21 protein-coding genes are annotated in these 21,547 nt (G+C 72.1%); 16 read left to right on the top strand and 5 right to left on the bottom strand.

What is annotated here, in order from left to right:
* Positions 1–55 precede the first annotated feature (55 nt).
* The 4 genes from ACFVYL_RS14265 to ACFVYL_RS14250 are packed head-to-tail and all read left to right on the top strand — an operon-like array spanning position 56 to position 4,026.
* Positions 56–979: an ABC transporter permease gene (locus tag ACFVYL_RS14265; RefSeq protein WP_389715409.1), complete on the top strand. Its 924-nt coding sequence runs from the start codon at positions 56–58 to the stop codon at positions 977–979.
* On the top strand, positions 972–1,949 hold the full coding sequence (locus tag ACFVYL_RS14260; RefSeq protein ID WP_389715407.1) for an ABC transporter permease: 978 nt from the start codon (positions 972–974) through the stop codon (positions 1,947–1,949). The genes ACFVYL_RS14265 and ACFVYL_RS14260 overlap by 8 nt, the downstream gene beginning before the upstream one ends.
* Positions 1,950–1,955: 6 nt before the next feature.
* Positions 1,956–3,002, top strand: coding sequence for an ABC transporter ATP-binding protein (locus ACFVYL_RS14255; RefSeq protein WP_389715405.1), 1,047 nt, complete (start codon positions 1,956–1,958; stop codon positions 3,000–3,002).
* A complete protein-coding gene (locus tag ACFVYL_RS14250; RefSeq protein ID WP_389715403.1) occupies positions 2,989–4,026 on the top strand; it encodes an ABC transporter ATP-binding protein in 1,038 nt (345 codons plus the stop codon). Before ACFVYL_RS14255 ends, ACFVYL_RS14250 begins: the two co-directional genes overlap by 14 nt.
* Before the next feature lie 29 nt (positions 4,027–4,055).
* Here ACFVYL_RS14250 and ACFVYL_RS14245 read toward each other — a convergent pair whose 3' ends face one another.
* Positions 4,056–6,224 carry a prolyl oligopeptidase family serine peptidase gene (locus ACFVYL_RS14245; RefSeq protein WP_389715402.1) on the bottom strand — a complete coding sequence of 723 codons (2,169 nt, stop codon included), beginning with the start codon at positions 6,222–6,224 and terminating at the stop codon, positions 4,056–4,058.
* Positions 6,225–6,371: 147 nt separating this feature from the next.
* Here ACFVYL_RS14245 and ACFVYL_RS14240 point away from each other — a divergent pair, with 147 nt between their 5' ends.
* The 8 genes from ACFVYL_RS14240 (at position 6,372) to ACFVYL_RS14205 (ending at position 14,102) form a co-directional block, all read left to right on the top strand.
* On the top strand, positions 6,372–6,566 hold the full coding sequence (locus ACFVYL_RS14240) for a hypothetical protein (RefSeq protein ID WP_389715427.1): 195 nt from the start codon (positions 6,372–6,374) through the stop codon (positions 6,564–6,566).
* Positions 6,567–6,590: 24 nt separating this feature from the next.
* A complete protein-coding gene (gene mshB / locus ACFVYL_RS14235; protein ID WP_389715401.1) occupies positions 6,591–7,523 on the top strand; it encodes an N-acetyl-1-D-myo-inositol-2-amino-2-deoxy-alpha-D-glucopyranoside deacetylase in 933 nt (310 codons plus the stop codon).
* Positions 7,524–7,636: 113 nt separating this feature from the next.
* Positions 7,637–8,005 (top strand): DUF6113 family protein, encoded by a 369-nt coding sequence (locus ACFVYL_RS14230; protein ID WP_389715426.1) that lies wholly within the window; start codon positions 7,637–7,639, stop codon positions 8,003–8,005.
* Between the two features lie 164 nt (positions 8,006–8,169).
* Positions 8,170–10,290, top strand: coding sequence for a hypothetical protein (locus ACFVYL_RS14225; RefSeq protein ID WP_389715400.1), 2,121 nt, complete (start codon positions 8,170–8,172; stop codon positions 10,288–10,290).
* 239 nt (positions 10,291–10,529) lie between these two features.
* Positions 10,530–11,498 (top strand): ABC transporter ATP-binding protein, encoded by a 969-nt coding sequence (locus ACFVYL_RS14220; RefSeq protein ID WP_389715398.1) that lies wholly within the window; start codon positions 10,530–10,532, stop codon positions 11,496–11,498.
* Positions 11,495–12,253 carry an ABC transporter permease gene (locus tag ACFVYL_RS14215; RefSeq protein ID WP_389715396.1) on the top strand — a complete coding sequence of 253 codons (759 nt, stop codon included), beginning with the start codon at positions 11,495–11,497 and terminating at the stop codon, positions 12,251–12,253. The genes ACFVYL_RS14220 and ACFVYL_RS14215 overlap by 4 nt, the downstream gene beginning before the upstream one ends.
* Positions 12,250–13,446, top strand: a complete 1,197-nt coding sequence (locus ACFVYL_RS14210) for a sensor histidine kinase (protein ID WP_389715395.1) — start codon at positions 12,250–12,252, stop codon at positions 13,444–13,446. Before ACFVYL_RS14215 ends, ACFVYL_RS14210 begins: the two co-directional genes overlap by 4 nt.
* Positions 13,443–14,102 (top strand): response regulator, encoded by a 660-nt coding sequence (locus tag ACFVYL_RS14205; protein ID WP_389715394.1) that lies wholly within the window; start codon positions 13,443–13,445, stop codon positions 14,100–14,102. Before ACFVYL_RS14210 ends, ACFVYL_RS14205 begins: the two co-directional genes overlap by 4 nt.
* Positions 14,103–14,147: 45 nt before the next feature.
* Here ACFVYL_RS14205 and ACFVYL_RS14200 read toward each other — a convergent pair whose 3' ends face one another.
* The 3 genes from ACFVYL_RS14200 to ACFVYL_RS14190 all read right to left on the bottom strand — a co-directional run bounded on the left by ACFVYL_RS14200 (position 14,148) and on the right by ACFVYL_RS14190 (position 16,986).
* Positions 14,148–15,002 carry a tetratricopeptide repeat protein gene (locus ACFVYL_RS14200; protein ID WP_389715392.1) on the bottom strand — a complete coding sequence of 285 codons (855 nt, stop codon included), beginning with the start codon at positions 15,000–15,002 and terminating at the stop codon, positions 14,148–14,150.
* A gap of 68 nt (positions 15,003–15,070) precedes the next feature.
* The gene (locus tag ACFVYL_RS14195) at positions 15,071–15,901 is read right to left on the bottom strand and encodes a tetratricopeptide repeat protein (protein WP_389715391.1); all 831 of its coding nucleotides are present in this window, start codon (positions 15,899–15,901) and stop codon (positions 15,071–15,073) included.
* Positions 15,902–15,984: 83 nt separating this feature from the next.
* Positions 15,985–16,986 (bottom strand): GNAT family N-acetyltransferase, encoded by a 1,002-nt coding sequence (locus tag ACFVYL_RS14190; protein WP_389715390.1) that lies wholly within the window; start codon positions 16,984–16,986, stop codon positions 15,985–15,987.
* Between the two features lie 143 nt (positions 16,987–17,129).
* On the opposite strand from ACFVYL_RS14190, the gene fdxA reads away from it, so the two are divergent.
* Positions 17,130–17,450, top strand: a complete 321-nt coding sequence (fdxA, locus tag ACFVYL_RS14185) for a ferredoxin (protein ID WP_030573070.1) — start codon at positions 17,130–17,132, stop codon at positions 17,448–17,450.
* Between the two features lie 93 nt (positions 17,451–17,543).
* Positions 17,544–18,638, top strand: coding sequence for a bifunctional succinyldiaminopimelate transaminase/glutamate-prephenate aminotransferase (locus ACFVYL_RS14180; protein WP_389715388.1), 1,095 nt, complete (start codon positions 17,544–17,546; stop codon positions 18,636–18,638).
* Between the two features lie 67 nt (positions 18,639–18,705).
* Here ACFVYL_RS14180 and ACFVYL_RS14175 read toward each other — a convergent pair whose 3' ends face one another.
* A complete protein-coding gene (locus ACFVYL_RS14175; RefSeq protein ID WP_389715387.1) occupies positions 18,706–19,149 on the bottom strand; it encodes an ATP-binding protein in 444 nt (147 codons plus the stop codon).
* 432 nt (positions 19,150–19,581) lie between these two features.
* On the opposite strand from ACFVYL_RS14175, the gene dapE reads away from it, so the two are divergent.
* Both dapE and ACFVYL_RS14165 read left to right on the top strand, forming a co-directional pair.
* Entirely contained in the window at positions 19,582–20,661 is a 1,080-nt protein-coding gene (gene dapE, locus ACFVYL_RS14170; RefSeq protein WP_389715385.1) for a succinyl-diaminopimelate desuccinylase, read from the top strand.
* Positions 20,662–20,758: 97 nt separating this feature from the next.
* Positions 20,759–21,526, top strand: coding sequence for a TIGR00730 family Rossman fold protein (locus tag ACFVYL_RS14165; protein WP_389715384.1), 768 nt, complete (start codon positions 20,759–20,761; stop codon positions 21,524–21,526).
* Positions 21,527–21,547 lie beyond the last annotated feature (21 nt).

Here is a 21,547-nt window from a genome sequence, read left to right as displayed (position 1 = left end):
CCCCGGCCCCCCGCGAGGGCGCCCGGCGGCCGCTCCCCCTAATTCCGGAGCCACCGTGGGACGTTATGTGATCCGGCGTCTGCTGCAGATGATCCCGGTCTTCGTCGGCGCCACCCTGCTGATCTTCCTGATGGTGAACGTGATGGGCGACCCCGTCGCGGGCCTCTGCGGCGACCGCAAGTGCGACCCCGCCACGGCCGGCCGGCTGAAGAAGGAGTTCGGCCTCGATAAGCCGGTGTGGCAGCAGTACCTGACGTACATGGGCAACCTCTTCACCGGCGACTTCGGCACCGCCTTCAACGGACAGAAGGTCACCGAGCTGATGTCGGCCGCCTTCCCGGTCACCATCCGGCTCACCCTGGTCGCCGTCGTCTTCGAGATCGTCATCGGCATCTCGCTCGGCGTGCTCACGGGGCTGCGGCGCGGGCGCCCCGTCGACACCGTGGTGCTGCTGCTCACGCTCGTCGTGATCTCCATCCCCACCTTCGTCACCGGACTCGTGCTGCAACTCCTGCTCGGCGTCCAGTGGGGCGTCATCAAACCCTCCGTGTCCAGCGAGGCACCCGTCAACGAGCTGCTGATCCCCGGACTCGTCCTGGCCTCGGTCTCCCTGGCGTACGTGACCCGCCTGACCCGCACCTCCATCGCGGAGAACCGGCGCGCCGACTACGTCCGCACCGCCGTCGCCAAGGGCCTGCCCCGGCGCCGCGTCATCATCCGGCACCTGCTGCGCAACTCGCTCATCCCGGTGATCACCTTCATCGGCACCGACGTGGGCGCGCTGATGGGCGGCGCGATCGTCACCGAGCGGATCTTCAACATCCACGGCGTCGGCTTCCAGCTCTACCAGGGGATCCTCCGCCAGAGCACCCAGACCGTCGTCGGCTTCGTGACCGTCCTCGTCCTGGTCTTCCTGGCGGCCAACCTGATCGTCGACCTCCTGTACGCCGTACTCGACCCGAGGATCCGCTATGCCTGAACCCCAGCAGCCGGAGCGCGCCATGGCGGCGACCGGCATGGGCGGCGCGATGGACCTCGCCGCGAGCGAGGCGACGACCCTGGAGAAGCCGCCCGGCGGGCCCGACGGCGGCGGCCCCTCGGCACCGGCGCGCAGCCTCTGGTCCGACGCCTGGCGCGACCTGCGGCGCAACCCGGTCTTCATCGTCTCGGGCCTGATCATCCTCTTCCTCGTCGTCATCTCCCTGTGGCCCTCCCTCATCGCCTCCGGCAACCCGCTGGACTGCGACCTCGCCAACGCGCAGAAGGGCTCGGCGCCCGGCCACCCCTTCGGCTTCAACGAGCAGGGCTGCGACGTCTACACCCGGGTCGTCCACGGCACCCGGGTCTCGGTCACCGTCGGCGTGTGCGCCACCCTCGGCGTCGCGCTCATCGGCAGCGTGCTCGGCGGGCTCGCCGGGTTCTTCGGCGGGGCGTGGGACGCGATTCTCTCCCGCATCACCGACATCTTCTTCGCCATCCCCGTCGTACTCGGCGGCCTGGTGCTCCTCTCGGTGGTCACCAGCTCCACGGTCTGGCCGGTGGTCGGCTTCATGGTGCTGCTCGGCTGGCCGCAGATCTCCCGCATCGCGCGCGGTTCGGTCATCACCGCCAAGCACAACGACTACGTCCAGGCGGCGCGGGCGCTCGGCGCCTCCAACTCCCGGATGCTCCTTCGCCACATCACGCCGAACGCCGTCGCCCCGGTCATCGTCGTGGCGACCATCGCGCTCGGCACGTACATCGCCCTGGAGGCGACGCTCTCGTACCTCGGCGTCGGCCTGAAGCCGCCGACCGTCAGCTGGGGCATCGACATCTCGGCCGCCTCCCCGTACATCCGCAACGCCCCGCACATGCTGCTCTGGCCCGCCGGAGCCCTGGCCATCACCGTGCTCGCGTTCATCATGCTCGGCGACGCGGTGCGCGACGCCCTCGACCCGAAGCTGAGGTAGGCGCCCATGGCAACCGTGGCATCCGATCCGTCCGCCCGCAGGGAGCCCGGGGCGGCCAAGCTGCTCGAAGTGCGCGACCTGCACGTCGAGTTCCGCACCCGGGACGGGATCGCCAAGGCCGTCAACGGCGTCGACTACAGCGTCGCGGCGGGCGAGACCCTCGCCGTGCTCGGCGAGTCCGGTTCCGGCAAGTCCGTGACCGCCCAGGCCGTCATGGGCATCCTCGACGTCCCGCCCGGGAAGATCACCCGGGGCGAGATCCTCTTCCAGGGCCGGGACCTGCTGAAGCTCAAGGAGGAGGAGCGGCGCAAGGTGCGCGGCGCCGGCATGGCGATGATCTTCCAGGACGCGCTCTCCTCGCTGAATCCGGTGCTCAGCGTCGGCGCCCAGCTCGGCGAGATGTACGTCGTCCACCGGGGCATGTCGCGCAAGGACGCGAAGAACAAGGCGATCGAGCTGATGGACCGGGTGCGGATCCCGGCGGCCAGGGAGCGCGTCGGGCAGTACCCGCACCAGTTCAGCGGCGGCATGCGCCAGCGCATCATGATCGCCATGGCGATGGCGCTCGAACCCTCGCTGATCATCGCCGACGAGCCGACCACCGCCCTCGACGTCACCGTCCAGGCCCAGGTCATGGACCTGCTCGCGGAGTTGCAGCGCGAGATGAACATGGGCCTGATCCTCATCACCCACGACCTCGGCGTCGTGGCGGACGTCGCCGACACCATCGCCGTCATGTACGCGGGCCGCATCGTCGAACGGGCCCCCGTCCACGAGATCTACCGGGCGCCCGCCCACCCGTACACCCTCGGCCTGCTCGAATCCATCCCGCGCCTGGACCAGAAGGGCCAGGACCTCTACGCGATCAAGGGCCTGCCGCCGAACCTCATGAACATCCCGCCCGGCTGCCCCTTCCACCCCCGCTGCCCCATGGCCCAGGACGTGTGCCGCACCGACGATCCGCCGCTCGCGCGGGTGACGTACGAGGGGCTGACCGCCGAGCGCAGGAGCGCCTGCCACTTCTGGAAGGAGACGCTCGATGCCTCACGGTGACGGCGGCGAGCCGATCCTCCAGGTCCGCGGACTGGTCAAGCACTACCCGCTCACCCAGGGCATTGTCATCCGCAAACAGGTCGGCGCGGTCAAGGCCGTGGACGGCGTCGACTTCGACCTGGCGCAGGGCGAGACGCTCGGCATCGTGGGGGAGTCCGGCTGCGGCAAGTCGACGGTCGCCAAGATGCTGGTCAACCTGGAGCGGCCGACCGCGGGCGAGATCCGTTACAAGGGCGAGGACATCACCAAGCTGTCCGGACGCGCCCTGAAGGCGGTGCGCCGCAACATCCAGATGGTGTTCCAGGACCCCTACACCTCGCTCAACCCGCGCATGACGGTCGGCGACATCATCGGCGAACCGTACGAGATCCATCCCGAGGTCGCGCCGAAGGGGTCGCGCCGCCGGAAGGTGCAGGAGCTGCTCGACGTGGTCGGGCTCAACCCCGAGTACATCAACCGCTATCCGCACCAGTTCTCCGGCGGCCAGCGCCAGCGCATCGGCATCGCCCGCGGCCTCGCGCTGCGCCCCGAGATCATCGTCGCCGACGAGCCGGTCTCCGCGCTCGACGTCTCCGTCCAGGCGCAGGTCATCAACCTCCTGGACAAGCTGCAGAACGAGTTCGACCTCTCTTACGTCTTCATCGCCCACGACCTCTCGATCGTGCGGCACATCTCCGACCGGGTCGGCGTCATGTACCTCGGGCGCATCGTCGAGATCGGCTCGGACGAGGAGATCTACGAGCACCCGACGCACCCCTACACGCAGGCGCTGCTCTCCGCCGTGCCCGTCCCCGACCCCGAGGCGCGCGAGCACCGGGAGCGGATCATCCTCTCCGGAGACGTGCCCTCGCCCGCCAACCCGCCCTCCGGCTGCCGCTTCCGCACCCGCTGCTGGAAGGCGCGGGAGCGGTGCGCCCTTGAGGTCCCGGCGCTCGCGGTGCCCGCGGAGTTCCGGTACGAGGACGGACCCGCGGCACACGCCTCGGCCTGCCACTTCGCCGAGGAGAAGCAAGTCGTGCCGTAGGCCGCGGGCCCGCGGCCGGTCAGAGCCCCTCAGAGCCCCAAGGACCGCTTCAGGAAGTCGACCTGGAGCAGCAGCAGGTTCTCCGCGACCTGCTCCTGCGGGGTCATGTGCGTGACGCCGGACAGCGGCAGGACCTCGTGCGGGCGGCCCGCGGCGAGCAGGGCGGAGGAGAGCCGCAGGGAGTGCGCCACGACCACGTTGTCGTCGGCCAGGCCGTGCACGATCAGCATGGGGCGGTGCGGCTCGGCCGCTTCGACGAGGCCGTCGTCCCAGATGAGGGAGTTGTGCCGGTACGTCTCCTGAGCCTGGTTCGGGTCGCCGAGGTAGCGCTCCTCGTAGTGCGTGTCGTAGAGCCGCAGGTCCGTCACCGGGGCGCCGACCACCGCCGCGTGGAACACGTCGGGGCGGCGCAGCGCGGCCATGCCGGCCAGGTAGCCGCCGTAGGACCAGCCGCGGATCGCCACCCGCTCCAGGTCGAGAGGGAACCTTTCGGCGAGCGCGTGGAGCGCGTCGACCTGGTCCTCCAGCGTCCGGGTCTTGTCGTTCTTGATCGACTTCTCCCAGCCGGGGGAGCGGCCGGGGGTGCCGCGGCCGTCCGCCACGATCACCGCGAAGCCCTGGTCGGCGAACCACTGCGAGGTCAGGAACATGTTGTGCGCACGCTGGACGCGCTGGCCGTGCGGACCGCCGTACGGATCGAGCAGTACCGGAAGGGGGCCGTCTGTCTCCTTGTAATCCGTGGGGAGCAGGACGGCGCACGGAATCCGCCGCGTGCCCCCTTCGGTGAGCGTCACGCGCGGAGTGAGCCCCGGGCGCTGCGCGTGCGAGGTGACGGCGGCCACCTGTTTGCCCTCGCGCATCACCCGTACCTGCGCTCCGGGGTGGTCGAGCGTGGCCGACACCAGGACGGTGAGGCCGCCCGCGCGGACCGCCGAGTGCACCCCCGGCTCCTGCGAGACGCGCTCCACGCCCAGTTCGTTGACGCGGTACACATGGATCTCGCCGGTCTCCGGGTCGGCCGCGGCCTCGCCCGCCGACGCCGAGATCAGGACATCCTCCTCGGTCACGTCGAGGACCGCGCGCACATGCAACTGCGGTCCCGTCAGCGGCCGTTCCCCCCAGGCCAGGACGCGGGCACCGCCCTCGTCCACGATCCGCACCAGCTTGCCGCTGGGCGACCAGCACGGGACGCCGGGGAAGAGTTCCAGCCAGTCCGCGTCCTCCTCCGCGTGCACCATCCGGGTGGACCCGTCGTCCGGGTCCACCGCGAGGTACAGCTGGCTGCCCTGGTCGCGGGACTGCACGAGCAGCAGCGGGGCGCCGTCCGCCGACCAGTGCACCCGCGCCAGGTAGGGGAAGCGCGCGCGGTCCCAGGCCACCTCGGTGCGCGCGCCGTCCAGGCCGAGCACGAAGAGGCGCACGTCCGCGTTGGGCGTGCCCGCGGCCGGGTACGCGACCTGCTCGGGCTTGCGGTCCGGGTGCGCCGGGTCCGCGATCCACCACCGCTGCACCGGGGCGTCGTCCACCCGGGCGACCAGCAGCCGGGTGGAGTCGGGCGACCACCAGAAGCCCCGTGAACGGGCCATCTCCTCGGCCGCGATGAACTCCGCCAGGCCGTACGTGACGGTCGCCTCCTGGCCCGTCTCCGGCTCCGCGAGGGCCCGGTCGCCCGTGCCGTCGGCCCCCGTCACGCGCAGCGCGCCCCCCGCGACGTACGCGACATGACGCCCGTCGGGCGAGGGGCGCGGGTCGATCACCGGCCCCGGCGCGGGCAGTTCGCGCGCCGTGCCCGCCCGCAGCTCCGCCGTGAAGAGGCGGCCCGACAGGGCGAACGCCGCCAGCTCCACCGCGGCGTCCGTCGCATAGCCCACGATGCCCGCGCCGCCCTCACGGCTGCGCTCGCGCCGCGCGCGCTCCTCGGCGGACAACTGCTCGGCCGCGCCGCCGAGGAGCAGCAGCGGATCGGCCACCTCGCGCTCGACGGAACCGTCCGACACATCGAGGACCCAGAGCCGGTTGGCTCGATCGGTACTGGAGGACGAACGGAGAAACGCGACGCGCGAACCGTCCGGCGACACCGTGAACGCGCGGGGCGCGCCGAGGGTGAAACGCTGGGTGCGGGCGTGCTGACGCGGGAAGGAGAGCCGCTGTGCCGGGCTCTCGTCGGGCCTGGGAATTCCGGGGATCTCGGTGGTCATCCCCCGAGCCTATGGCGCATGCGCCCCCCTGTGCTGCCGTGCTCCGACTCATGCGTCCACACGGATAGTTATGATCCGTAGCGCTTGGTGGGTATGAACCTGCTGGCGTCCGCACTGGGTTACGGCAACGACTTGGAGGTGACCGCCGTGGCACTCTCGATTTCGGCGGTGGTGCTGCTGGCGATCATCGTCTTCCTGTTGGTCAAGAAGTCAGGTCTGAAGGCGGGGCATGCGGTCGTCTGTACGCTGCTCGGCTTCTACCTCGCGAGCTCGTCCGTCGCGCCGACCATCAACGAGCTGACGACCAACGTGGCAGGGGTGATCGGCGACATCAAGTTCTGAGCCGGGGACTCGTAGGGTGGTCCCATGACGGAACTGCCCGCCCGGCGCCTGCTGCTCGTGCACGCGCACCCCGACGACGAGTCGATCACCACCGGCGCGACCATGGCCAAGTACGCGGCCGAGGGCGCCCATGTCACGTTGGTGACCTGCACGCTGGGCGAGGAGGGCGAGGTCATCCCGGCCGACCTCGCCCATCTCGCCGCCGACCGAGAGGACACCCTGGGCGCCCAGCGCATCGGGGAGCTGGCCGCCGCCATGAAGGCGCTCGGGGTCAGCGACCACCGCTTCCTCGGCGGCACGGGGCGCTACCGCGACTCCGGAATGATGGGCGTCGAGCAGAACCACCGCCCCGGCGCCTTCTGGTCGGCCGACCTCGACGAGGCGGCCGCGTACCTCGTCGAGGTGATCCGCGAGGTGCGCCCCCAGGTCCTCGTCACGTACGACCCCGACGGGGGGTACGGCCACCCCGACCACATCCAGGCGCACCGCGTCGCCATGCGCGCCGCCGAGCTCGCCTCCGAGCCCGCCTTCCGCGCGGACCTCGGCGACCCGCACACCGTCGCCAAGATCTACTGGAACCGCGCCCCGCGGTCCGTGGTCGAGGAGCGCTTCCGGTGGATGTCGGGGGCGCTGCGGCACTCGCCGTTCGCTGCGCCCGCCGTCGTCGCCGACGTGCCGGGCGTCACGGACGACGAGCGGATCACCACGGAGATCGACGGCCGCCCCTACAAGGCGGCCAAGGCCGCGGCGATGGCGGCCCACGCCACCCAGATCACGGTGAGCGGCCCGCTCTTCATCCTCTCGAACGAGCTCGCGCAGCCGATTTTCGAGGTGGAGTACTACGAGCTGGTGCGGGGAGAAGTCCCCACAGCCTCCACTGAGGGAACGGCCCGCGAGACGGATCTCTTCGCGGGTCTCGAAAGGGTGACGGATGTGGCCGAGGTGACCGCGCTGTGAGTACGCGATCCCGTGCGTCGTCGGGTGCCGGTTCCGGCGCCTCCGAGAAGACCGCCGCCGCGGCGTCCGGCGCGGGTGCCGCCGCGCCCGCGGGGAGCTTCCTCGCCCAGCCCGTGAGACCGGGGCGGCTCGCCGCGTACGCGGGGCTCTTCGTGCTCGGCGCCGTCGTCGGCGTCGCCGGAGCACTCGTCCAGGGCGGCTTCTTCCCGGCCGGGCTGCTGCTCGCGCTCCTCGGCGCCGCCGGACTCTTCTACGGGGGGTCGCGGGCCACCGGCACCAGAGCGGGGGCCGTCGCGCCCGCCGCGGGCTGGCTGGTGGCGGTCTTGCTGCTCACCGCGACCAGACCCGAGGGCGACTTCCTCTTCGGCGCGGGTCTCGGCTCGTACGGCTTCCTGCTCGGCGGAATGGCCGTTGCTGTGATGTGCGCCACGCTCGGGCAGGGCTCGCAACCGAGCGGTCCCGCCGCCCGACTTGGCAAGTGACGTACCACTTCGGCCCGTGTCCCGCACGGGTTTGACGCCGGTCAAAGGATGAGTGCCGACGGCGGCCAGTATGGTGGTGCGGCCGCCGAGCCTCCCCAACCTCCGGCCGGGGGGACCCCGGATGAGGTCGAGACGGGCGGCGGAGTCAACCAGGAGAACCTGCCTTGAGTCGTGAAACTGACAGTTCGTCCTCCGGCCCTCAGGGGCGCGGTGGAGCCGCATACCCCTCGGGGACGCCGCCCTACGGCTCCCCGGCCCAGGGTGCCGCCGACGGCGGCCAGGACGGAGTGCGGCGGCAGGCCGCCGACGAGCGGCCCGAAGAGCCCGAGACCCAGACCACGCTGACCACCCGCATCCGGATCAACATCCCCGGTTCGCGGCCCATCCCGCCGGTCGTCATGCGCACGCCCGTCGGCGACGACGGCGCGCGCGGGGACTTCGCGAACGCGGACGACGACGACCGCCGTGACGACGGCCTGCCGGGTGCTCCCGGAGCGGGCGACGCGGGCGGTTCCATGGGCGCCGGAGCCCCGCTCGCCCCCGGGGCCGGCAGCGGTGCCGGACCGGGTGACGGCGGTACGGCGGCCTCCGCGGCGGCCGAGGACAAGACGAGCGACTGGTTCGCGCCGCGCAAGCCCGCCCAGGGCGGTTCCGGCGCTTCAGGCGCTTCCGGCGCTTCAGGGTCGAACGGCTCCGGTACGGGCTCCTTCGACGTCTCCGGCGCCGTGGCGTCGGGGCCGCTCGGCACGGGCGCCCCGCAGGGCGGCGACCCGCAGCGTGGCGATCTGCCGTACTTCTCCGGGAGCGCGGGCACGGGCGCGGGTGCGAGTGGGGCCGGGGGCTCCCGGAACCCCGCAGGGCAGCCCCCCACAGGCCCGACCGGCGGCCCGGTCACCGGCGACAGCCCGGTGGGGGCGCCCGCCTCCGGGGCCCGCACTCCGGCGCCCGGCGGGCCCGGCGGCCCCGGCGCTCCGGCCAACTCCGCGGGGCGGCCGCCCCGTTCCGGCGCTGCCGGCGACGACACCGCGATCCTCACGCCGCAGAAGTCCGGCCCCGCCACGCCGCCCGGCGGCCCGCGCCCGCCCGTCGGCGGCGGCGGCCCCATGTCCGGCGTGCCTGGCGTGCCCGGCGCCCCCGGTGGCCCCGGCGGCTCCGCGCCCGGCGGCAACGTCTCCGGTGAGACCCTCACCAGCGGCATCCCCGTCGTGCCGCCCGTACAGGACAACTCGCCGTTCCCGTCGGGACCGCAGGGTGACGGACCGGTGCCGCACACCCCGCCGAAGCTGCCCGAGCCGGTCCGCTCGAACGTGCCGCCCGCCGCGCCCGCGCCGAAGAAGAAGGGCCGCAACAAGCTGGTCCTCGTCGCGGTCGCCGTGGTCGTCCTGGGCTGCGGCGCCTACGGCGCGGGCCTGTTGATGAACCACGCGGACGTGCCGAAGGGCACCACCGTCCTCGGCGTCGACATCGGCGGCGGCACCCGCGACGAGGCCGTCAAGAAGCTCGACGACGCCCTCGGCGCGCGCGTCACCAAGCCCCTGAAGCTGTCGGTCGACGGCACGTCGGTCACGCTCAAGCCGGACCAGGCGGGCCTGACCCTCGACAGCCAGGCCACCGTCCGCGAGGCCGCGGGCAGCGACTACAACCCGGTCTCCGTGATCGGTTCGCTCTTCGGCGGTCAGCGGGTCGTCGAGCCCGTCATGCCCGTCGACGAGGAGAAGCTGGCGGCCGCCCTGGAGCGCGCCGCGGGTGGCTCGGGCACGGCGAAGGAGGGCACGGTCAAGTTCCTGCCCGGCAAGGCCGTCCCGGTCTACGGCAAGGTCGGCAAGGGGATCGACCCGCAGGCGTCGACCACGGCGGTCGCCGAGGCGTACAAGAAGCAGGTCGAGACGGGCGGCGCGGGCGCGGTCCGGGTGCCGGTCACCACCCGCAAGCCGCGGATCGCCAAGGCCGAGGTCGACAAGTTCATGACGACCTTCGCGAAGCCGGCCATGTCCGCCAACGTCACGATCAAGGCGGGCGCCAAGTCGATCCCGTTCGGCCCGGCGAGGTCGCTGCCGAAGATCCTTGAGACGAGGCCCCTTTCGAACGGCACCCTCCAGGTGCACTACAACCTGGAAGAGCTCAAGAAGCTGTACGGCAACGTCTTCGACGGAGTCCTGATCCAGCGCGGCAACGGCTCCAAGACCCCGGTCCAGGCCACGGACGTCGCCCAGGCGATGGGCAAGGCGCTGGTCGGCAAGACGCCCGCGGAGCGGATCGGCGTGATCGAGACGAACGCGAGCTGACGCCGCACGCCGGCTGATCCTCGTATGCGTATGCGTATGCGTATGCGTACGCGCACGCGCACGCGCACGAGCGCGCAGGCCGGACGGACTCGCCCGGGTGTCCCCGGGTGAACCGTCCGGCCTGCGCGCATGCCGTCCCGTACGACACACGGCACGTCGTCCGGCATGACATCTGTCATCCCGGAGACACCACATCCGGCACTGCCGCCGCCACCTGCGGTTTTGTGACGATGGTGGACATGACGACGACCACATCACCGCCCGCCGTCGCGGCCACCACGACCGCGGTGAGCTTCGAGCAGGTGACCAAGAACTACGGAGAGGTCCGTGCCGTCGACGGCCTGACCCTCGATCTCCACCCGGGTGAGACGGTGGCGCTCCTCGGCCCGAACGGCGCGGGCAAGTCCTCCACCCTCGATCTGCTGCTCGGCCTCAGGCGCCCGGACAGCGGCACGGTGCGGGTCTTCGGGGCGACGCCCCGCGAGGCGATCACCGCGGGCCGGGTCGGCGCCATGCTGCAGAGCGGCGGCCTGATGGGTGAGGTCACCGTGCGCGAACTGGTGACGCTCGCCTGCGACCTGCACCCGAGGCCGCACCGCGTGAGCGACGTGCTCGCCCACGCGGGCGTCACCCAGATCGCCGACCGCAAGGTCGACAAGCTCTCCGGCGGCCAGGAGCAGCGCGTCCGCTTCGCGCTCGCCACGGCCGGCGCCAACGACCTGATCGTGCTCGACGAGCCGACCACCGGCATGGACGTCACCGCCCGCCAGGCGTTCTGGGCCACCATGCGGGAGCAGGCGGACCAGGGCCGCGCGGTCCTGTTCGCCACCCACTACCTGGAGGAGGCCGACGCGATCGCCGACCGCGTCCTGGTCCTGCACCGCGGCCGCCTCCTCGCGGACGGCACCGCGGCCGAGATCAAGGCCAAGGCGGGCGCCCGCAAGGTCGCCTTCGACCTGCCGGACGGCGCCCCGGACACCGGCACCGGCATCGGCGCCGCCCTCGCCGAAAGGCTCCGCGCCCTGCCGCACCTCACCACGCTGGACGTCTCGGGCCACACGGTCCGCCTCCAGTCGACGGACGCCGACGCCACCGTGCACGCGCTGTACGGGCTCGGCCTCTACCCCCGCAACCTCGAAGTCGCCGGGCTCGGACTAGAGCAGGCCTTCGTGGCGATCACCGAGGCCGAGGAGGCCAGGACCCGATGACGAACGCCTTCGCCTCGCGGAGTCTCATCAAGCTCGAGATCACCCGCTCCCTGCGCAACCGCAAATTCCTGTTCTTCTCCGTCATCTACCCGTCGGTGCTCTTCGTGATCATCGCGGGCAGCCAGGGCGGCTCCGACGAGGTCTCCGGCACGGGCCTGTCCGTCCCCGCGTTCATGATGGTCTCGATGGCGTCCTTCGGCGCCCTCACCGCCGTCCTCATGGGCAACAGCGAGCGCATCGCCAAGGAGCGCGAGAGCGGCTGGGTACGGCAGTTGCGGCTGACGTCCCTGCCCGGCCGCGGCTACGTCCTCGCGAAGACCGCCAGTGCGGCCGTGGTGAGCCTGCCGTCCATCGTCGTGGTCTTCGCGGTCGCGGGGATCTTCAAGGGCGTCCGGTTCGACGCCTGGCAGTGGCTGGCGCTGACCGGTGCGATCTGGGCGGGCAGCCTCTGCTTCGCCGCGCTCGGCGTGGCCATCGGCTACCTCGCGACCGGCGACGCCGTACGCCCGATCACGATGATCATCTACTTCGGGCTCTCCCTCCTCGGCGGCCTGTGGATGCCCGTGACGACGTTCCCGCACTGGCTGCGGGAGGCCGCGTCGTGGCTGCCCACCCACGCGTACGCTGCCCTCGGGCAGGCCATCGAACTGGGCGAGGCGCCGCACGCGAAGGACGTCACACTCCTGGTCGCCTACTTCCTCCTCTTCGCGGGCGGCGCGGCGTGGCTGTACCGGAAGGACACACTGAAGGCGTGAGCGAGACAGAAGCCGAAGACAGCGAGCTCCACCCCGTGTACACGTTCGGGAGACCGCCCCAGAACCGCCGTCAGTTCCTGACGAAGTCCCTCTGGATCGGTGTCTGGCTGGTCTTCCTGAGCGCCCCGGTCAAGGATCTGACGGACGGCCGTCACACGGCCCTTGCCACCGTGCTCGGCTCGCTGGGCCTCGCCGTCTTCGTGGTCTGCTACCTGACCCTCGTCTTCCGCTACACCACCAGGATCCTCCAATGGGGCGGAGTCATCGCCTCCTTCGGGCTCCTGGTGGTCCTCGCGACGGCCCTCGCCTTCAGCCTCGGGGACCCCTGGCTCGGACTCTTCGTGTACGCCTCGGTCTCCGCGGGCGCCGTCCTGCCGATGCGGTACGCGCTCTGGGCCATCCCCTCGGTCACCCTCCTGATGATCGTGGTCGGCCTGCGCGACGACGGCCTCGGCGACCTGATCACCAACCTCGGGGTGATCACCCTCCTGGTGGGCTTCGCGATGTCCGGCGTACGCCAGTTGATCCGTACGACGATCCAGCTGCGGCAGGCCCGCGCCACCGTCGCCCAGCTCGCCGCCAACGAGGAGCGGCTGCGGCTCGCCCGTGACCTGCACGACCTGCTCGGTCACTCGCTCTCCCTGATCACGCTCAAGAGCGAGCTCGCCGGGCGGATGCTGCCCACGGATCCGGCGAAGGCCGCCCAGCAGGTCGCTGACATCGAACAGGTCAGCCGCCAGGCCCTGGTGGACGTCCGGGAGGCGGTCTCGGGCTATCGGCGGCGCACCCTCGCGGGCGAGCTCGCGGGCGCGCGCACCGCCCTGACCGCCGCGGGCATCGACGCCGACGTCCCGATGGAACCGCCAGCCGCACTGCCGGGCGAGGAGGCGGAGGCGGCGCTGGCCTGGGCGCTGCGGGAGGCCGTGACCAACGTCGTACGGCACAGCGGGGCGCGGCGCTGCACGGTGGCGTTCACGGCGCGCCAGACGCTCGCGGGGCCGCTCCTGGAGCTCACCGTGGAGGACGACGGAGCGGGCGGCTCCGGCGCCGTCGCGGGCAACGGCCTGACCGGCCTCGCGGAGCGCGTGGAGGCGGTCGGCGGGGACCTGGAGACGGGGCCCGGGGCCCGCCGCGGCTTCCGTCTGGCGGCCCGCGTGCCGCTGGCGAAGGCCACCGTAGGATCCCCTTCATGAGCAGCGGGGACAGCGGGAACAGCGGGGAAGGCGCCGTCGGCGCGGGCGATGTCATCAGGATTCTGCTGGCCGAGGACCAGGCGATGGTCCGCGAGGCCCTCGCGGCGCTGCTCGGCCTTGAGCCGGACATCGAGGTCGTCGCCCAGGTGTCCCGCGGCGACGAGGTGCTCGCGGCGGCGCGCGAGCACGCCGTGGACGTGGCGCTGCTCGACATCGAGATGCCCGGCATGACGGGCATCGAGGCGGCCGGCCAACTGCACGCCGCCTTCCCCGAGGTGAAGCTGATCGTGCTCACCACCTTCGGCCGCCCCGGCTATCTGCGCAGTGCCATGGAGGCCGGCGCCGACGCGTTCCTGGTCAAGGACGCCCCCGCGGCCCAGCTCGCGGCGGCGGTGCGCAAGGTGCTCGCGGGGGAGCGGGTCATCGACCCCACGCTGGCCGCGGCGGCCCTCGCGGGGGGCGCGAACCCGCTGACGGAGCGCGAACGCGAGGTGCTGCGCGCGGCGGCCGACGGCGCCACCAACGCCGAGCTCGCCACGCTCCTGCACCTCTCCCGGGGCACGGTCCGCAACTACCTCTCGACGGCGATCCAGAAGCTCGCGGTCCGCAACCGCGCGGAGGCGGTCAGGACGGCCAGGGACAAGGGCTGGCTCTGACGCGCGTCGGCGCCCCCGCCGTCAGTTCAGCATCGCCCCCGCCCGTCAGTTCAGCATCGCCCGCGCCCCGGACGCCTGCCACCGCGCCCGGTCGGCCGTCGCCGGGTCCCGCTCGGCGACGTCGTCGGCGTAGGAGTCGAGCGCGCGGGCGCCCATGACGAAGTCCCCCGACTGTACGAGGAGTTGGGCGCGCTCGTAGTGCAGACGGGGCGGCGGCGCCGGGAGCAGCAGGGCGAGTTCGACGGCCCAGAGCGCCACGTCGGTGCGTTCGGGGCGGGCGGCGGCCCAGGCGCGGATGTTGTCCAGGATGCGCCCCACGACATCCAGCGGGCTCGCGGGGCGGAGCATCGACGGCGCGAGGGGGGCTCCCGTGGCGGCCGCGACGAGGAGCTCCACGTCCGTGCGGGTGAGCGGCCGGCCGCCGTCGAAGGGGTCGGCGAGCACCTGTTCGTCGCGGGGCCCGAAGCCGACGACGAAGTGCCCGGGCAGGGCCACTCCGTGGACGGGCGCGCCCGCGCGCCGGGCGACCTCCATCCAGACGACGGAGAGCAGGATGGGCAGGCCTCTGCGGCGGCGCAGGACGTGGTGCAGGAGCGAGGAGTCCAGACGCTGGTAGTCGCCGGGTCTGCCCCTGAATCCGCAGTGGCCGCCCAGGAGTTCGGCGAGGGCGGTGGCCCAGGACCGCGGGTCGTCGGCGCGCCGCTGCCGGTGGCCGTGCACGGCCCGCTCCGCGAGCCGGTCGAGCAGGCACCGTGCGGTGGCGATGCCCGTCCCGTCGAGCGAGGGGTCCGCCTCGGCGCCGATCAGCAGGCACAGGAGTGCCAGGTCGGGCCGCGAGGACTCGGCCTCGGCGGCGAACAGCCGCCGCCGCTCGGTGGTTCCGGGGGGTAGGGGGCGCATACGTCCTTGGTGCCCCCTCGCGCCGATCGATACGTCGCCGGGGTCCGCCGCGCCCGCCCCTGCCGCCGTCAGTTCAGCATCGCCCGCGCGGCCCGCGCCTGCTCGCGCACGCGGTCCGCCGTGGTCGGCTCGACGGTCGACACGACCTCCGCGTACGCGTCGAGTTCCCGCGCGCCGCCGAGGAAGTCGCCGCGCTGTACGAGGAGTTGGGCCCTCTCGTAGCGCAGGCGGGCCGGATGGGCGGGCAGCAGGAGCGAGAGCTCCAGGGCCCACAGCGCGACCTCGGAACGCTCGGGGCGCGCGGCGGCCCAGGCGCGGATGTTGTTGAGGATGCGCTGCACGATGTTGAGCGGATCGGCGGGCGTCAGCATCGAGGGCGGGATGCCCGTACCCGCCGTCCCGGCGACGAGGAGCTCCGCGTCGGCGCCGGTGAGCAGCCGGCCGCCGTCGAAGGGGTCGGCGAGCACCTGTTCGTCGCGGGGCCCGAAGCCGACGACGAAGTGCCCGGGCAGCGCCACCCCGTAGACGGGCGCGCCCGCGCGCCGGGCGACCTCCATCCAGACGACGGAGAGCAGGATGGGCAGGCCCCTGCGGCGGCGCAGGACCTGGTGCAGGAGCGAGGAGTCCAGGCGCTGGTAGTCGCCCGGCGTCCCCTCGAACCCGCACTGTTCACCGAGGAGTTGGGCCATCGCCTCGGCCCACGCGCGCGGCCCGCCGGGCCGGAACGGCAGCAGCCCCGCGAGCCGGTCGAGCTCGATCTCGGCGGCGTCGATGCCCTCCTCGTCGAGCGAGGGGTCCGCCTCGGTGCCGATCAGCAGGCACAGCGGCGCGAGACCGGGCCGTTCCGACCGCGCCTCTTCGGCGAACCGCCGTCGCCATTCGCCGGACTCCGCGTGCATACGTGCCTCGTGTCTGCCCTCGCCGGGCGCTGTCTCCGTGCTCTGCTCTGCTCTGCCGTGCTCCGCCGGGCCGCCGTGCCCGCTCAGGCGGAGCCGTACCGGTAGTGGTGATAGGCGTGATGCGCGGTGAAACCCATCCCGCCGTACAGCGCCCGCGCGCCGTCGTTGGCGGCCTCGACCTGCAGCCAGGCCGCCGACGCGCCCTCGGCCAGGGCCTGCCGGGACAGCGCGGCCATCACCGCGGTGGCGAGCCCCTGGCGCCGGTGTGCCGGGTCCACCTCGACCGCCATGAACCCCGCCCAGCGACCGTCCACCACGCACCGCCCGATCGCGGCCGGGGCGTCACCGCTCCCGGGCACGGAAGCGAACCATACCGACGGCCCGCTCGCCAGCACCTTGAACACATGTGGTCCGGGTACCCCGAAACGCTGGTACCGCCGCAGCCACGCGTCGTCGAAGGAACGGGACAGCTCCACCCGCTCCACGTCCGCCGTCAGGTCCCCGACCGCGGCGAGCCCCCCGATGTGGAGCTCCGCGCTCACCTCGCGCGCCCAGCCGTGCTCCTCCAGGCCGGCGCAGAGCAGCTCCTGCGCGCCCTCGGCGCCGGTCGCGGTCTGGACGTACGGGGGCAGCCCGCGGGCCGCGTACCACTCGCGCACGTACGAAAGTGCCTCGTCCAGCGGCCGGCCGGGATCGCCGAGCGGCAGCGCGGAGTTGGCCCGCCGCGTGAACCCGGCGGCCGCCCGCAGCTCCCACTGCCCGAGCCGCTCGCTCTCCACGGGCTGCCAGGCCCGCGCGGACACCCGGGCCAGCTCCTCGTAGGAGGCGGCGGGTCCGCGCCTGCGGGCGGGCGCGGGCGGCACGACCTTGCCGGCGACCAGCGTCCTGTCCGGAATCCGGACACTCTCGCCGTTCCGTCGTGTGATGAGCATTACACCGTTGTTCCACGATACGAGAACGCCCACCGTGTCGGTGAACTTCTCGCCTGGCGCCAAAGCGTCGCTCAAGCACCGGACGGAGACTCTTTTGCCCACGTCAGCAGGGGTGATGCGGACTTCAAGACGTCCGCCGGCGGTGAATTCCACAGCTCTGTGAGCCCCTCCTGTTCGGATCATGCCTGGGAACGGAGATACTAGGGGTGGGCATCGACGACGCCGCGCTCCCGCGCGCCAGGCGAGCGGAGCCTGAGGACGGCCCGCCAACGCCCGTATCGAGGAGGAACGACAGCGTGACCTACGTCATCGCGCAGCCTTGTGTCGACGTCAAGGACAAGGCGTGCATCGAGGAGTGCCCGGTCGACTGCATTTACGAGGGCTCCCGGTCCTTGTACATCCACCCGGACGAATGCGTCGACTGTGGAGCCTGCGAACCGGTCTGCCCGGTCGAGGCGATCTTCTACGAGGACGACACTCCTGAGGAGTGGAAGGACTACTACAAGGCGAACGTCGAGTTCTTCGACGAGCTCGGTTCGCCCGGTGGCGCGAGCAAGCTCGGTCTGATCGAGCGCGACCACGCCTTCATCGCCGCCCTGCCGCCGCAGAACCAGTAACGGCAGCCCGCGCGTCGCCCCGGTCCCGTACGGCATCCCGCCGCACGGGGCCGAGGCATTTGCAACGACCAGTACCAGTACGGGAGTCACCACGTGTCCGTAGTCTCCGACCGGCTTCCCACCTTCCCCTGGGACAAGCTGGAGCCGTACAAGGCCACGGCGGCCGCCCACCCCGGCGGCATCGTCGACCTGTCGGTGGGCACCCCGGTGGACCCGGTGCCCGAGCTGATCCAGAAAGCGCTGATCGCGGCGGCGGACTCGCCCGGGTATCCGACGGTGTGGGGCACGGCGGAGCTGCGCGACGCGATCACCGGCTGGTGCGAACGGCGGCTCGGCGCCCGGGGCGTCACGCACCGCAACGTGCTGCCGGTCGTCGGTTCCAAGGAGCTGGTGGCCTGGCTGCCGACGCAGCTGGGGCTCGGCCCCGGCGACGTGGTCGCCTACCCGCGGCTCGCCTACCCGACGTACGAGGTGGGCGCGCGCCTGGCCCGCGCCGCGTACGTCTCCTACGACGACCCGACCGAGCTCGACCCGGCGAACCTCAGGCTCCTCTGGCTCAACTCGCCCTCGAACCCCACCGGTCGCGTCCTGACCAAGGACGAACTGACCCGCACCGTCGCATGGGCCCGCGAGCACGGCGTGCTCCTCGTCAGCGACGAGTGCTACCTGGAGCTCGGCTGGGAGGCGGAGCCGGTCTCGGTCCTCCACCCGGACGTGTGCGGCGGTTCGTACGAGGGGATCGTCGCCGTCCACTCGCTCTCCAAGCGGTCCAACCTGGCGGGCTACCGCGCGGCGTTCCTCGCCGGTGACGCGGCCGTGCTCGGGGAGCTGCTGCAGATCCGCAAGCACGGCGGCATGATGACCTCCGCGCCGACCCAGGCGGCCATCGTGGCGGCGCTCGGCGACGACCAGCACGTGCGCGAGCAGCGCGAGCGGTACGCGGCCCGGCGCACCGCCCTGCGCGACGCACTCCTGAAGCACGGCTTCCGGATCGAGCACAGCGAGGCGAGCCTGTACCTGTGGGCCACCCGCGACGAGTCCTGCTGGGACACCGTCGGGCACCTCGCGGACCTCGGCATCCTGGTGGCCCCCGGCGACTTCTACGGCCCGGCGGGCGACCGGTTCGTACGGGTGGCGCTGACGGCGACGGACGAACGGGTCGCGGCGGCGGTCGAGCGCCTGGCGTGACCCGCCCGTGAGCATGCGAAGGGCCCGGAGCCACTGGCTCCGGGCCCTTCGCACGGGTGCCGGGCGATCAGCCGAGCGGCAGGCTCTTCACCGGCAGCTGGTCGGTCGGCAGGCCGCCCTCGGTCAGCGAGTCGGTGGGCAGGCCGCCCTCCGTGGCCGTGTCGGCGGTGTCGCCGAGGGTCTTGCCCGCGCTGCCCGCGACGTCACCGGCGGCCCGCTGGGCGGCGGGGGTCGCCGTCTTGCCGGCCCTGCCGACGGCCTTGCCGGCCGCGGGAACCGTCTGCTTCACGGCCTTGCTGCCGGTCTCGCCGGCGATGTTGGTGACGTTCTGAGCCGCACCGTCGACGGCGTCACCGAGGCCCGCGCCGTCCAGGGCGCTCACTCCGCCCAGGTCGGGGCCGGCCGGCAGGCCGACGGCGCTCGCGGAGCCGGCCGCACCGACCACGGAAGCTGCACCCGCTGCGCTGAGCAGCGCGGCACGGGCGATCCGGCGGGTCAGGGGGAGGGACATGATGCTCCTTCAGACGGGAGAGAACTTGGGGGTGTCCGACCGGATCGGCTCCGGCATCCCGCCGGACGGCTTCCGGCGATCGGACGCAGTGACTACCGCTCGAAGGCCGCGAAGGTTGCGGTGCGTCAACGTAAAGAGTTGGCAATGCGTCGCATAATCAGCTGCGGATAAAGGAGGGCAAAGGGGCAGAGCGCCGATGGCCCGAGGAATCCATAATCCCTGGAGTTCTCAAGGGTTTTGGGGGCTGTGCGGGAGGGGTACGCAAAGACGTGCGCGGTGTCGTCCCACCGTGTTCGGCGCGCCCCGATCGAGTGACGTCCCGTACTCCTGTAGTGGTCGACATTCCTACTCGCCGGTGACGATGCGGACCGCGCCCAACGTACTGGAGCCCGCCAACCGGGCGACGCGTCGTCCGACGCTAGGGTCGTCCGCATGCCTCACACACCGCTTGACCTCACGCTCGACGCCGCGGAGCTGACCGCGCGCCTGGTCGACTTCCCGTCCCCGAGCGGCGAGGAGAAGGCTCTCGCCGACGCCATCGAGACGGCCCTGCGCGCCCTGCCGCACCTCACGGTCGACCGGCACGGCAACAACGTCGTGGCCCGGACGAACCTCGGCCGCGCGGAGCGGGTCATCCTCGCCGGACACATCGACACGGTGCCGATCGCGGACAACGTGCCCTCCCGGCTCGACGAGAACGGCGTGCTGTGGGGCTGCGGCACCTGCGACATGAAGTCGGGCGTCGCCGTCCAGCTGCGCATCGCGCAGACGGTGACCGAGCCCAACCGCGACCTCACCTTCGTCTTCTACGACAACGAAGAGGTGGCCGCGCACCTCAACGGCCTCGGCCATGTCGCCGAAGCCCACCCGGACTGGCTGGCGGGCGACTTCGCGGTCCTCCTCGAACCGACCGACGGCCAGGTCGAGGGCGGCTGCCAGGGCACCCTGCGCGTCCTGCTGAAGACCAGGGGCGTACGGGCGCACTCCGCGCGCGCGTGGATGGGCTCCAACGCCATCCACGCCGCCACCCCGATCCTCGCCAGACTCGCCGCCTACGAGCCCCGCAAGCCGGTGGTGGAGGGCCTGGAGTTCCACGAGGGCCTCAACGCCGTCCGCATCGAGGGCGGCGTCGCCACCAACGTCATCCCCGACGAGTGCACCGTCACCGTCAACTTCCGCTACGCCCCCGACCGCAGCGAGGAGGAGGCCCTCGCCTTCGTGCGCGACTACTTCGCGGACTGCGGCGTCGACGAGTTCGTCGTCGACGACCACACGGGAGCGGCCCGCCCCGGCCTCACCCACCCGGCCGCCGCCGCGTTCATGGCCGCCGTCGGCGGCGAGGCGCGCCCCAAGTTCGGCTGGACGGACGTCTCCCGCTTCAGCGCCCTCGGCGTGCCCGCGGTGAACTACAGCCCCGGCAACCCACTGCTCGCGCACAAGATCGACGAGCGGGTCGAGGCGTCGCTGATCCCGGTGGCGGAGGAGAGACTGCGGGCCTGGCTGACGGCGTAGCCGCAGGAGGTTCCTGGTACCGGACATCCCGAGGTCCCTCTGCCGTAACCCGCGTAGATCTACGCTGTCAGTCACGTACGCATGGAGGGAGCAGACGATGAGCCATCCCCACGACGGTGCTGCCCGCGCTGGCGGGAAGGGTCCCGAGGAGCAGCGGCTCGGTCCGGTGCTGCGCAGGCGGGACAAGGTGCAGGCCGGTACCACCGATCAGCGTCTCCTCGACTCCGACGGCCCTTCGGAGTGGGTGCACACGGACCCCTGGAGGGTCCTGCGCATCCAGTCCGAGTTCATCGAGGGCTTCGGCACGCTCGCCGAACTCCCGCCCGCGATCAGCGTGTTCGGCTCGGCGCGCACGGGGGAGGGCTCGCCGGAGTACGCGGCGGGCGTCGAGATCGGCAAGGCGCTCGTGGAGGCGGGCTTCGCGGTGATCACGGGCGGCGGCCCCGGCGCGATGCAGGCCGCCAACCAGGGCGCCGTCGAGGCGAAGGGAACCTCCGTCGGCCTCGGCATCGAGCTGCCCTTCGAGCAGGGCCTCAACCCCTACGTCGACATCGGCGTCAACTTCCGCTACTTCTTCGTCCGCAAGACGATGTTCGTGAAGTACGCGCAGGGCTTCGTGGTCCTGCCCGGCGGCCTCGGCACCCTGGACGAGCTCTTCGAAGCGCTCACCCTCGTGCAGACCCGCAAGGTCACGCGGTTCCCGATCGTGCTGTTCGGCACGGAGTACTGGGGCGGCCTGGTCGACTGGCTGAGGAACACGGTCATCGCCCAGGGCAAGGCCTCCGAGGCCGACCTGCTCCTCTTCCACGTCACGGACGACGTCGAGGAGGCCATCTCCCTGGTGACGAAGGAAGTCGGGAAGTAGGACTCCCCTTTGGGGAGTACC

It is taken from the genome of Streptomyces sp. NPDC058308, assembly GCF_042880275.1.
GTDB lineage: Bacteria > Actinomycetota > Actinomycetes > Streptomycetales > Streptomycetaceae > Streptomyces.
The sequence above is the reverse complement of the archived record's forward strand: the minus strand, read 5'-3'. Positions and strand labels throughout refer to the sequence as shown.